This window comes from Paraplanobispora siamensis, assembly GCF_016863175.1.
Taxonomy (GTDB): domain Bacteria; phylum Actinomycetota; class Actinomycetes; order Streptosporangiales; family Streptosporangiaceae; genus Planobispora; species Planobispora siamensis.
Genome location: NZ_BOOJ01000030.1, coordinates 153,347 through 165,465 on the forward strand (window position 1 = coordinate 153,347; position 12,119 = coordinate 165,465).

Below are 12,119 nucleotides of genomic sequence, written 5' to 3' on the forward strand. Positions count from 1 at the left end.
CGCCCAGGTCAGTCGCGGATGGCCGGCATGGTCCCGGTGATGTCCTCGGACTCCCGGGGCACCGGGTCGGGCAGGATCTCACGCACCCGGTCGTGGATGGCCCCGGAGATCTCCTCCTGCGTCAGGGTGCCGTCGACGACGAGATAGCGGCCGGGGTCGGCCGCGGCCAGCGCCCGGAACTCGCGGCGCACCCGCTCGTGGAACTCCAGGGGCTCGGACTCGATCCGGTCGGCGGCCCCGCCCAGGCGGGTCAGGCCGACCGACGGCGGGGTGTCGATGAGCACCGTCAGGTCGGGCACCAGCCCGCCGGTGGCCCAGGCGTTGATCCGGGCCACCTCCTCCGGCTTCAGCGCCCTTCCGGCCCCCTGGTAGGCCAGGGAGGAGTCGACGTAGCGGTCGGAGATCACCATCGCCCCCCGGTACAGCGCGGGGAGGATGACCTTCTCCACGTGCTCGGCGCGGTCGGCGGCGTACAGCAGCGCCTCCGACCGGGCCGACAGGCCCTGGTGCACGGCGTCCAGCAGGATCGCCCGCAGCCGCATGCCGACCTTGGTCGAGCCGGGCTCGCGGGTCTGGACCACGTCGAAGCCCTGGTCACGCAGCCAGATGGCCAGCAGCCGCGACTGGGTGGTCTTCCCCGACCCCTCGCCGCCCTCGAACGCGATGAACATCCCGCGCGGCGGCTCGGCCCCCTCCGGCGCCGGCCGCTCGCCCCGGAACGCCGCGATCAGGTCGGTGACGATGGGCACTCCCTTGCGGTCGTCCATCTGCCGCAGCGCGAGGAGGCCGACGGCGACGGCGAGCAGCGCGCCGACCAGCAGCACCAGGTTGGAGCCGTCGAACCGGTAGACCGGCTCCTGCTCGATCCTGATCTCCCGCTCGCCGAAGAGACCGGCCAGCGTCGGCACGACGGCGACCACCAGCAGCAGGGTGACCCGGGCGAGCGACTGCAGGAAGGAGAACGTACGGCCCCGCAGGCCGTCCTCCACCTCCAGCCCGATCATGGTGTAGCCGATGATCCAGGCGATGCCCGCGCACGCGCCCAGCGCCACGGTCAGCAGGGCGACGATGACCAGGTTGTGGATGAGCGCGATCGCGGCGAGCACGAACCCGGCCATGACGATCGACAGCCCGAACAGCCGCCGCCGCGACAGCTCGCGCAGCAGCCTGGGCCCGAAGAACATGCCCGAGGCCATGCCGACGAAGACCGCCCCGAACACCACGCCGTAGGCCGCGTCGCCGCCGCCCAGCGCCTGCACGTAGATCTTGGCCACGCCGACCACCGCGCCGCCCGCGGCGAACGCGCCCAGCATGCCGATGACCAGGCCCCTGATGAGCCGGTCGGCGCCGATGAACCGCCACCCCTCGAAGATCTGCCGCAGCACCGACGGCGTGGGGGCGGTCCCGTCGACGTGGTTGCCCGGGATGTCGCGGAGCGTGAAGATGAGGAACGCCGAGATCAGGTAGGCCAGGGCGTTGATGATCAGCGCGAGGTAGGTGTCGCGGTCCTCGAAGTACGGCACGACCGTGCCCAGCGCGTCGTCGGCGACCGACAGCACGGAGAACAGCAGCGCCGCCACCGGGGCGGTGCCGTAGGTGACCAGCAGGTTGAGCTGGTTGGCCTCCTCCAGGCGCTCCTTGGGCACCAGGTTCGGCACCGTGGCGTCCTTGGCCGGGACCCAGAACAGGTTGACGCACTCCACCATGAACGTGGCGATGATCAGCCACGAGTAGTTGGCGCCGGTCAGGGGGATCGACAGCACCAGCGCGAAGCGCAGCAGGTCGGCGGTGAACATCGTCAGCCGCCGGTCGAACCTGTCGGCGAACGCGCCGGCGAGGGGGCCCAGCACGATGGCCGGCAACATCTTCACGACGAAGACGCCGCCGATGGCCAGGCTCTGCGTCTTGTAACCCTCGGCCGCGGTGAGGTTGCCCGCCAGCGCGGTCAGCGCCAGGAGGTTGAGCCAGTCACCCAGGCTGCACACCGACATGGCCGTCCACAACTTGCGGAACGGGGCGTTGGCCAGCACGTGGGGGGGCTTGCGGCGCGCGGTGCTCCGGCCGTGGGAGGTCATGATGTCAGCGTATCCAGGTGTTCGCCGGGCTGGGGAAGACACGAGCCAGACTGATATGTCCGGCTGCCCGTCGCATGAGGGTAGTACGTCCCGCCTGCTCCCCGTCGGCAGGCCACGCGGAGAAGAGCCCAGGCGGGCGGTCCGGGCAGGGCTCAGGCGCGCAGTTCGAGGAGGGTGATCTCCGGGGACGCGCCGACCCTGACCGGCGGGCCCCAGAAGCCCGCGCCGCGGGTGACGTAGACCTGGGTGCCGTCCACCTCGCCGAGCCCGGAGACCACCGGCTGCTGGATCGGGACGACGAGGTTGAAGGGGACCATCTGGCCGCCGTGGGTGTGCCCGGACAGCTGGAGGTCCACGCCGTACCCGGCCGCCTCGCGCGCCTGGACCGGCTGGTGGGCGAGCAGGACCGTGGACCGGGACCGGTCGCGCCCGCCGAGCGCCCGCTCGAAGTCGGGGCCGTCGTCCACGGTGGCGCCGGTGACGTCGTTGACCCCGGCGAGGTCGAGTACGGCTCCCGCGTGGGCGATCTCGACGCGCTCGTTGCGCAGCGGGCGGATGCCGAGCTCGCGCAGCTCCTCGATCCACTCCTCGGGGCCGTTGGCGGTGTAGTACTCGTGGTTGCCGGTGACGAAGTAGGCGCCGTAGCGGGACTCCAGGTCCCCCAGCGGGCGGGCGAGGGAGCCGAGTTCGGCCACCGTGCCGTCGACCAGGTCGCCGACGACGGCGACCACGTCGGCCTGGAGCGCGTTGATCATCCGGACGATGCGCTCGGAGTGCCTGATCCCGGTGAGCGGGCCCAGATGGATGTCGCTGACCACCGCGAACCGCAGGCCGGACAGGCGCGGGTCCAGCCGGGGCAGCGTGACCTTGACCGACTCGATCACCGGGTCGCCCAGGGCGGTCCGGACGCCGGCCCCGACCGTGACGAGGGCCCCGGCCCCGGCGACGGCCGCGGCCGTACGGGCGATGAACAGCCTGCGCCCGATCGCCTCCGGCGCGACCTCCGGCTCCGTGGGGGAGGGCGGGTCCGCCTGCTCGTCCTCCCCGCCCTCGGAGGCCGCGGGCGCGGTGGAGGCGGGAGCCGGGCCGGTCGCGGTGAGGGCGGCCGTGGCGACGGGGACGGTGCCGGGCCGGTCGGCGGTGGAGACGGCCCCGGCGGCGCGTCGGCGCTCGGAGCGGCGGAGGGCCAGCAGGGCCAGTGCCCGGGGGATCTCCAGGACCACCAGGAACACCAGCAGGTAGAACATCAGGGCGATCCAGAAGAAGCCCGGCCAGGCCAGGAAGTGCCCCCACTCGGTGCGGGAGCCGATGAGGGTCACCGGGACGAACGCGCCCAGGCCGATCAGGACCCAGGTCAGCACCCGGCGGGTCCGGCCGGGGACGGTGGTGGCCCTGACCAGGCGGCGCCAGAGGTAATAGTGGATCAGCACCGCCACGCTGAAGACCAGTGCCACGAAACCCACGACTGCCATCCCTGCCCCGCCCTGAACGCCTGCCCGCCGTTCCCGGCGTGTTGGACAGAACGCCGGGAACGGCGGATGCGTTCCCACCAGCCCTGAGAGGGCTCTCAGCTCGGGCGCCGCGGCCTGTGCGGCCGAGCCCCGGCGCCCGTACGGTCAACCCCGGCGCCCGCGCGGTCCAGGACCCGGCGCCCGTGCGATCAGGCCTTGGTGCTCGTGGTCCTGGCCGTCTTGGTGGTCTTGGCCGCGCCGGTCTTGGCGGCCGTCTTGGTCGTGGTGGTCTTGGTGGTCTTGGCCGCGGCCGTCTTGGTCGTGGTGGCGCGCGGCTTCTTGACCGCCGGTCCCCGCTCGCGGCGGTCGGCCAGCAGCTCGGCCGCGCGCTCGGTGGTGATCTGCTCGACCTCGTCGCCCTTGCGCAGGGAGGCGTTGGTCTCGCCGTCGGTCACGTACGGCCCGAAGCGGCCCTCCTTGACCACGATCGGCTTGCCGGAGACCGGGTCCTGCCCCAGCTCGCGCAGGGGAGGCGCCGCGGCGGCCCGGCGGCCGCGGGTCTTGGGCTGGGCGAACAGCTCCCTGGCCTGTTCGATCGTGACCGTGAGCAGGTCGTCCTCCGAGGCCAGCGACCGCGAGTCCGTCCCCTTCTTGATGTAGGGCCCGAACTTGCCGTTGTGCGCCTTCACCTCCTCGCCGTCGATCTCCCCGACCGTCCGGGGCAGCGAGAGGAGCTTCAGGGCGTCATCGAGCGTGACGGTGTCCAGGGACATCCTCTTGAACAGCGAGCTGATGCGCGGCTTGGGGGCGTCGGCCTTCTTCGTCCGCTTCTTCGCACCCTCGGCCGGCGCGGGCTCCTCGGGCAGGATCTCGGTGACGTACGGCCCGTAGCGGCCGTCCTTGGCCACGATCACGTTCCCGCTGACCGGGTCGCGGCCCAGCTCCCGCTCCCCGCTCGGGCGGGCGAACAGCTCCTCGGCCATCTCGGCGGTCAGCTCGTCGGGCGCGAGGTCCTCGGGGATGTTCACCCGGGCGCCGTCACGGTCGAGGTAGGGACCGTAGCGGCCCACCCGGATCATGATGTCGGTGCCCCGGATCGGGAAGGAGCTGATCTCCTTGGCGTCGATGTCGCCGAGGTCGGTGACCAGTTCCTTCAGGCCCTCGTCGCCGTTGTCGCCGAAGTAGAAGCGGCGCAGCTCCGGCACCCGCTCGGCCCGGTCGTTGGCGATGTCGTCGAGGACCTTCTCCATGTCGGCGGTGAAGTCGTAGTCGACGAGGTGGCCGAAGTGCTGCTCCAGCAGGTTGACCACCGCGAACGCCAGGAACGACGGCACCAGGGCGGTGCCCTTCTTGAAGACGTACCCCCGGTCGAGGATCGTCCCGATGATCGACGCGTAGGTCGACGGGCGCCCGATCTCCCGGTCTTCCAGCTCCTTGATGAGTGAGGCCTCGGTGTAGCGGGCCGGCGGCTTGGTCGTGTGCGACAGCGCGGTGAGGTCGGCCGCGGTGAGCCGGTCGCCCTCGGTCAGGGCCGGCAGGCGCTTCTCGGAGTCGTCGCGGTCGGTCGAGGGGTCGTCCGCGCCCTCGACGTAGGCCTTGAGGAAGCCGTGGAAGGTGATGGTCCGGCCGGAGGCGCTGAACTCGACCCGCTCGCCCGCGCTGGAGGTGCCGCCCACCTTGACGGTGACCGACTCCCCGACCGCGTCCTTCATCTGGGAGGCCACGGTCCGCTGCCAGATCAGCTCGTACAGCCGGAACATGTCACCGGTCAGGCCGGTCTCGCCGGGCGTGCGGAACTCCTCGCCCGAGGGGCGGATCGCCTCGTGCGCCTCCTGGGCGTTCTTCACCTTGCTGGCGTAGACGCGCGGCTTGTCCGTCACGTACGCCGCGCCGTACAGCTTGATCGCCTGGTTGCGGGCGGCGGCCACGGCGGTCTCCGACAGCGTGATGCTGTCGGTTCGCATGTAGGTGATGAACCCGTTCTCGTAGAGCCGCTGGGCGACCTGCATGGTCGACTTGGCGGAGAAGCCGAGCTTGCGGCTGGCCTCCTGCTGCAGCGTGGTCGTCCGGAACGGCGCGTAGGGCTTGCGGGTGTACGGCTTGCGCTCGACGGAGGTGACCGCGTAGGCCGTGCCCGCCAGCCGACCGGCCAGGGCCCTGGCGGCCTGCTCGTCCAGGTGGAGCACGTCGGCGTTCTTCAGCGTGCCGGTGCTGGCGAAGTCGCGGCCCTGGGCCACGCGCCTGCCGTCCACGCCGGTCAGCATGGCGGTGAACTCGTGCGGGACCTCGTCGCGGCCGGTGTCGAACAGCGCCTGCAGGTCCCAGTAGTTCGCGCTGGTGAACGCCAGGCGCTCGCGCTCGCGCTCCACGACCAGCCGGGTCGCCACCGACTGCACGCGCCCGGCCGACAGGCGGGGCTTGACCTTCTTCCACAGGACCGGGCTGACCTCGTAGCCGTAGAGGCGGTCGAGGATGCGCCGGGTCTCCTGGGCGTCGACCAGCCGCAGGTTCAGATCGCGCGGGTTGGCCACGGCGTCCTGGATCGCCCGGGGCGTGATCTCGTGGAACACCATGCGGTGGACGGGGACCTTGGGCTTGAGCACCTCGCGCAGGTGCCAGGCGATCGCCTCGCCTTCACGGTCCTCGTCGGTCGCGAGGTAAAGTTCGTCGGCATCCTTCAGCAGCTGCTTGAGCTTGCTGACCTGAGCCTTCTTGTCGGCGTTGACGACGTAGAGCGGCTCGAAGTCGCTGTCGACGTTCACTCCCAGGCGGGCCCAGGGCTTGCTCCTGTCCTTGTCCGGGATGTCGTCGGCCTTCTGGGGGAGGTCGCGAATATGCCCGATGCTGGACTCCACGACGTAGCCGCGGCCGAGGTACCCAGCGATGGTCTTCGCCTTGGAGGGCGATTCGACGATCACCAGGCGGGTTCCGCCGGCGTTGCCGTTCTTGGCTGGCACGCTGCTTCCTACCTCGCTGTTCGCATTGGTTCCCCGTTAACTTTCCCTCAGGGTTACCCGATCTGGATCCGGGACACTCCCAAGGAAAGCCGCAAGGACGCAGAATAAGGCCCAATGAGTGCCGACGTCCCCCAGCCCCACCCCTCGGAGACTAATCGCTGTGCTCGACTACTCCTACTTGGTTCTTCGTCTGCCACGCGGCACCTCCCGTGACGTCGCCCGGCAGATCTTGACCGAACACGCAGAATACGGCGGATGGGAACTCGACCGTCTGCGACTGTATCCCGACGGCCGCCGGGACGTCCGGTTGCGCCGCAAGGTCATCCGCGCGACCAGGACGATGTGATCCCGGGCACGGCCCCGGATATGGCTCTGCCCGTCCCGGGCCGCGCCCCCGGAACGGGCAGAGCGTCTGCGCATCCCCTCCGCGGCGGAGAGGTCGGCTTCCGCCGGGGCGGGATCGCTCCCGCCTAGATGGTGTGGTCGGCTCCCGCCGAGGCGGTGGGGTCAGCTCCTGCCGAGGCGGAGACGGAGACGGCGGGTCATCGCGAACGTCGCGGCGGAGGCGGCGGCGAGCCCGCCGAGCACCAGGGCCAGCAGCGAGCCGGAGTTCATCCCGGCCAGGGACGCGGGCTGCTCGGCGCTCATCAGGCCGAGGTCGTCCAGGGGCAAGACGCCGTCGGCCGGGAGGGAGCCCGCCCCGTGGTCCTGAAGGGCCTGGCCCGGGGCGACGGGGAGCTCGGACAGCGGGGGCAGGTTCTGCACGCCGCCGGCGACGGGCAGCGCGGGCCCGTTCGCCCGCTGCGGGAGGACACCGGCGTTCGCGGCGCCGTTCAGCGCCGGGACGACGGGCAGCGCGGGCAGCATCCCGCGGGTGTGGTGCTTGCCGGGCTTGGCGCCCCAGTCACCGCCGTAACCGTGCCCGGGGTGGGAGCCGCCGGGGTGCGAGCCGCCCAGGCAGCCCGCGGCGGCGTCGCCGAGGGCGGCCACGGCGTTGCCGCAGGCGACGATCGGGGCGGTGATGGGGGCGTTGAGCTGGTTGCCGCTCGCCGCGCCGTAGCGGCCGTCGGTGGTGTTCCCCTTGGCGTGCCAGCCGCTGTGCGGGCCGTGGTGGTAACCGGAGCCGGAGTGGGAGCCGCCCTTGCAGCCCGAGAACGCCTCGCCGAAGACCGAGACCGAGTTGCCGCAGACGTCGACGGGGGCGTTGACCGGCGCGTCGACCTGGTTGCCGCCGCCGACGGAGGACTCGCCGGAGGTCCGGCCGCCACCGCTCTTGCCGCCGCCGCCCTTGGTCGACGCGCCGCCCTTGCAGCCCGCGTCGGAGCTGCCGAACAGCGACACCGCGTTGCCGCAGACGTTGACCGGGACGCTGATCGGGGCGTCGACCTGGTTGCCGCCGAGCACGCTGTTGGCCCCGGAGGTCCGGCCGCCCATGCCGCCACCGCCGCTCTCGGCGGAGGCGCCGCCCTTGGAGCTCGCGTCCGCCTGGCCGAAGACCCCCAGACCGTTGCCGCTGATGTCGATCGGCAGGCTGATCGGCAGATCGAGCTGGTTGCCGCCGCCGACCGACTGGTCGCCGTCGGTGTCGGCGACGGCGGTGCCGCCGCCGAGAACCAGGACGCCCAGCGCGAGCAGCGCCGCCGAACTCGTGCTCTTAACCCGTGTACGCATGGTTCAGTTACTCCTTGGAGTTCTTCAGGGGGAACCTGACATCTCGTGTGCGGCGTGCGGGGGCATGCGGGATCTCGGCAGGAGAGCGCGCAGCGGACACCCGGCGACCGTCACGAGAATGGGAAGTTGCTCATCACCCGGGCACGGAGCGGCTCCTCATGGGCGTGCAGCCCGCGGGACGCTCCGCCCGGCCGGCCACCCGACGACAGCGGGAACGGAACCGGCCGAGAGAGAAGGATCAGTCGGGTGAGATGGAAGGGTCGTCCGCCGCTGTGCGGACGACGGGGGGAAGCACCAACGCCCGCGGGACGCGGTGCGCCCTCAGCTGCGGGTCGTAGACGAACCGTGCGACATCCCCCACGCTCGGCCCGGAAAGGCCGGATCCACCGCCGGTCTGAGGCACGAAGCCGTTGGAGCCCGCGCTGGGGTCAACGGTGGACGGTGCCGGGGAACCCGGCGCCGACTGGCGGGTGAGCCCGTCGACACCTCGCCCGGCCATCGCTTCGGCGTTGCCCGCCGACAGTTCACCGCTCTCCGTGGGGAAACCGCCGGCCTGGACGGCCGGCTCGAAGGGGGTGACGGCAAGAACGTCGGAAAGGGCTGCTCCCGTTGCCGCGGTGGTGTCCGCGACCGCCGGAGCAGTGCCGAAGAGACCGAAGACGACGGCGAGCAGCCATCCGGCGGCGACCATGCCGCCGATCGCGAAGGCCCGCCTGACCACCCGCCGGACGCCGGTCGCGAACCGCGCCGTCCGGTCGTCTCGGCTGGAGGTCACGTCGTCGCCGAGGACGGCCACGGGCACACCCCGCGTGACGGCGGGCACGAGGGCCCTCCACCGTCTGTGCGGCGTGCGTGCCACGCGACCTCCCGGAATTCGGTGCCGGGACCGCATGGCGCGGCCCGGCCTTCAACGGAGAGTTACGTTAGCACCACGTCCTGTCAGTGCAATGGTTTTCCGGAGAACGTCTCAGCAGGCGTCCAGGAAGCGGTCAAGGACCCGGACCCCGAACCGGAGCGAATCGACCGGCACCCGCTCGTCCACCCCATGGAACATCCCCGAGAAGTCCAAGTCGGCCGGGAGGCGCAGCGGCGCGAACCCGAATCCGCGCATCCCCAGCCGGCTGAAGGCCTTCAGGTCCGTGCCCCCCGACAGGGTGTACGGCACCGCCAGCGCGCCGGGGTCCTCGGCGACGAGCGCGTCGGCCATGGCCCGCACCAGCGGCCCGTCGAAACCGGTCTCGATCGCGATGTCGTGGTAGACGAACTCCCTGGTCACGTTGGGCCCGAGGAGCTCGTCGATGGTCGCGAAGAACTCCTCTTCGTGGCCGGGCAGGAAGCGGCCGTCGACGTGCGCGGTCGCGGTCTGCGGGATGACGTTGGCCTTGTACCCGCCCGCCAGCATCGTGGGATTGGCGGTGTTGCGGAGCGTGGCGCCGATCATCCGGGCCAGCGGGCCCAGCTTGGCCACGGTGGCCTCGGCGTCGTCGGGGTCGAACTCCAGGTTGAGGTTCGCGGAGACCTCGTTCAGGAAGGTCTTCACCGTCTGCGTCAGCCGTACCGGCCACTCGTAACGCCCGATCCTGCCGACCGCCTCGGCCAGCTCCGTCACGGCGTTCTCGCTGTTGAGCATGGACCCGTGGCCGGCGCGGCCGTGGGCGGTCAGGCGCATCCAGGCGATGCCCTTCTCCGCCGTCTCGATCAGATAGAGCCTGCGCGCCTCGTCGATGGAGACGCTGAACCCGCCGACCTCACCGATCGCCTCGGTGCACCCCTCGAACAGGTCCGGGTGCTTCTCCGACAGCCACTGCGCGCCGTACGTCCCGCCGGCCTCCTCGTCGGCGGTGAAGGCCAGCACGACGTCCCGCGGCGGGCGGCGGCCCTGGCTGAGACGCTGCCGGACGACCGCGAGGATCATCGCGTCCATGTCCTTCATGTCGACCGCGCCGCGCCCCCACACGCAATCGTCGGCGATCTCGCCGCTGAGCGGGTGGTGGGTCCAGTCGTCGGCGTTGAACGGGACCACGTCGAGGTGCCCGTGCAGCAGGAGGGCGTCGCGGGAGGAGTCCTCCCCCGCGATGCGCGCGACCACGTTCGCCCGGCGGTCGTCCGACTCCAATATGCGCGGTTCCAGCCCGACCTCGGCCAGCTTCTCCGCGACGTACTCGGCGGCGGCACGCTCGCCGGGCCCCGCGTTGTCACCGGCGTTGGTCGAGTCGATCCGGATCAGGTCACGGCACAGCTCGACGACCTCGTCCTCACCATTGAGCACGGTCATGTCGACTCCTTCGGTTTGGTACGGCTTGCGTCCCCATCCTGCCGCCGTGGACACCCGCCCGGCACCCCCCGCCGGACCTCGGCGGTTACCGATATGACGTGCGCTCAAAGGTTTGCTAACCTAGGTCCGCCGACGAGGGATGACGGTCTTTCGTGCAGGCACCACGTCCGGGTGGCGGAATGGCAGACGCGCTAGCTTGAGGTGCTAGTGCCCTTTGCGGGGCGTGGGGGTTCAAGTCCCCCCTCGGACACACCCTTTCACTACGTGAGGGCTGAGAAGGATCTCGGCCCTCACTTTTGTTTTCCCGGGGTGATAGGTCAGCCGCAGGCCGACTCGTCGATCGTCCGGACGAGGCGGTGCCGGGCGAACGCCCCGCGCCGACGGTTTGTCCGCCCGCTTTGCGGAACGCGGCACTAGCAGTCGGTCTTTCGCAGGGTGTCGCTGAGCATGCAGGCGTACCCGCACGCCGCGCCCGCCCGCGGCGGGCGCGGCGTGCGCGCCAATCCAGTCGGCTCCGTTCACCGAGCCGGGTCCGTTCACTGGGCCGGGTTCACTGGGCCGGCTCGACCTCGCCGGCCGCGCCGGCCTGTCCGCTGCCGAACACCTCGTCGACGAGCCGCTGCGTCACCTGCGGGAACACCGCCCCCATGGAGAGTTCGGCGTCGTCCACATAGTTGATCGCGGCGGTCAGGGTCCTGCTGCCGTCGGGCGTGCTGTACATCAGCGCCCCGTGGCCCGAGATGCCGCCGTTGTGGGTGATGACGGTACCGCCGTCCTCGGTCTCCTGCACGAACACGCCCAGGCCGTAGCCCATGTTCGGGATGCCCGTCGGACGCGGCGTGAACATCTCGGCCAGCAGCGCCTCCGGCAGGAGCCTGCCGCCCACCAGCGCGGAGATGAACGTGTGCAGGTCCCGGGTGGTCGAGATCATGTCACCGCCGCCGGAGATCCAGGAGGGGTTCTGGCGGGTGACGTCGACCGTCTTCTCCTGACCGGCGTCCTCGTAGCGGTAGTAGGCGTGGGCGTGCGGCTCGGGCACGTCCGGCTCGGTGCTGGGCGCCACGGTGCCCGACAGCCCGAGCGGGCCCAGGATCAGCCGCTGCATCTCCTCGGCGTAGGTGCGGCCGGTGACCTTCTCGATCAGCAGCCTGGCCAGCACGTAGTTGGTGTTGGAGTAGCTCCAGTCCGTCCCCGGCTCGAACCGGGCCGGCTTGGACAGCGCCAGCCGTACCAGCTCCTCCGGGCTGTAGGTCCTGAACCGGTTCTCCACCCACTCCCGGCCCGACCAGACGACCCCGGGCACGAAGTCCGGGTAGTAGTCGCCGGTGTGGTTGAACACCCCGCTGGTGTGCTGCAGCAGCATCCGCACCGTGATCCGCCGGTCCAGGCCGAACTCGGGCAGATAGTCGTCCACCGGGGTGTCCAGCCCGATCCTGTCCTCGGCCACCAGCTGCAGCACCAGGGTCGCGATGAAGGTCTTGGTGTTGCTGCCGATCCGGACGTGCCCGTCGGCCGGCGGTCCGTCGGTCCCGCCCAGCTCGGCGACCCCGGCGCCGCCGACCCACTCGCCCCGCTCGTCGTGCACGCGCAGCGACACCCCGACGAAGCCCAAATCGACGATCTCCTGGACGACCTTCTGCAGCTCCGGACGGTCCTGCCCGGCAAGGGTGGTGGTGGACATGGTGGTGCG

General features: G+C 71.2%; 8 protein-coding genes and 1 tRNA gene. 2 read left to right on the forward strand and 7 right to left on the reverse strand.

The window, feature by feature from the left end; all coding sequences use genetic code 11:
• Positions 1-8: 8 nt before the first annotated feature.
• The 3 genes from tmk to topA all read right to left on the reverse strand — a co-directional run bounded on the left by tmk (position 9) and on the right by topA (position 6,483).
• On the reverse strand, positions 9-2,075 hold the full coding sequence (tmk, locus tag Psi01_RS18205; protein WP_204065220.1) for a dTMP kinase: 2,067 nt from the start codon (positions 2,073-2,075) through the stop codon (positions 9-11).
• Between the two features lie 152 nt (positions 2,076-2,227).
• Complete coding sequence (locus Psi01_RS18210; RefSeq protein ID WP_204065221.1) at positions 2,228-3,547, reverse strand: metallophosphoesterase; 1,320 nt, start codon at positions 3,545-3,547, stop codon at positions 2,228-2,230.
• A gap of 188 nt (positions 3,548-3,735) precedes the next feature.
• Positions 3,736-6,483, reverse strand: a complete 2,748-nt coding sequence (topA, locus tag Psi01_RS18215; RefSeq protein WP_204065222.1) for a type I DNA topoisomerase — start codon at positions 6,481-6,483, stop codon at positions 3,736-3,738.
• A gap of 160 nt (positions 6,484-6,643) precedes the next feature.
• Between topA and Psi01_RS18220 the strand changes: the two genes are divergently transcribed.
• Complete coding sequence (locus Psi01_RS18220; protein WP_203872705.1) at positions 6,644-6,829, forward strand: DUF5703 family protein; 186 nt, start codon at positions 6,644-6,646, stop codon at positions 6,827-6,829.
• Positions 6,830-6,990: 161 nt separating this feature from the next.
• Here Psi01_RS18220 and Psi01_RS18225 read toward each other — a convergent pair whose 3' ends face one another.
• The 3 genes from Psi01_RS18225 to Psi01_RS18235 form a co-directional block, all read right to left on the reverse strand.
• Positions 6,991-8,154, reverse strand: coding sequence for a chaplin family protein (locus Psi01_RS18225; protein WP_204065223.1), 1,164 nt, complete (start codon positions 8,152-8,154; stop codon positions 6,991-6,993).
• Between the two features lie 238 nt (positions 8,155-8,392).
• Positions 8,393-8,977, reverse strand: coding sequence for a hypothetical protein (locus tag Psi01_RS18230; protein ID WP_239127809.1), 585 nt, complete (start codon positions 8,975-8,977; stop codon positions 8,393-8,395).
• Between the two features lie 144 nt (positions 8,978-9,121).
• The gene (locus Psi01_RS18235) at positions 9,122-10,429 is read right to left on the reverse strand and encodes a M20/M25/M40 family metallo-hydrolase (RefSeq protein ID WP_204065225.1); all 1,308 of its coding nucleotides are present in this window, start codon (positions 10,427-10,429) and stop codon (positions 9,122-9,124) included.
• Between the two features lie 165 nt (positions 10,430-10,594).
• Between Psi01_RS18235 and Psi01_RS18240 the strand changes: the two genes are divergently transcribed.
• Positions 10,595-10,679: transfer RNA gene (locus Psi01_RS18240), tRNA-Leu, on the forward strand.
• A 300-nt stretch (positions 10,680-10,979) separates the two neighbouring features.
• Here the strand turns inward: Psi01_RS18240 and Psi01_RS18245 are convergent.
• Positions 10,980-12,110, reverse strand: coding sequence for a serine hydrolase domain-containing protein (locus Psi01_RS18245; RefSeq protein WP_204065226.1), 1,131 nt, complete (start codon positions 12,108-12,110; stop codon positions 10,980-10,982).
• Between the last annotated feature and the right edge of the window lie 9 nt (positions 12,111-12,119).

Bases quoted from the DNA above. Each gene is read 5' to 3' on its own strand.
- tmk (WP_204065220.1), bottom strand. From the start codon at position 2,075: ATGACCTCCCACGGCCGGAGCACCGCGCGCCGCAAGCCCCCCCACGTG.
- Psi01_RS18210 (WP_204065221.1), bottom strand. From the start codon at position 3,547: ATGGCAGTCGTGGGTTTCGTGGCACTGGTCTTCAGCGTGGCGGTGCTG.
- Psi01_RS18225 (WP_204065223.1), bottom strand. From the start codon at position 8,154: ATGCGTACACGGGTTAAGAGCACGAGTTCGGCGGCGCTGCTCGCGCTG.
- Psi01_RS18235 (WP_204065225.1), bottom strand. From the start codon at position 10,429: ATGACCGTGCTCAATGGTGAGGACGAGGTCGTCGAGCTGTGCCGTGAC.
- Psi01_RS18245 (WP_204065226.1), bottom strand. From the start codon at position 12,110: ATGTCCACCACCACCCTTGCCGGGCAGGACCGTCCGGAGCTGCAGAAG.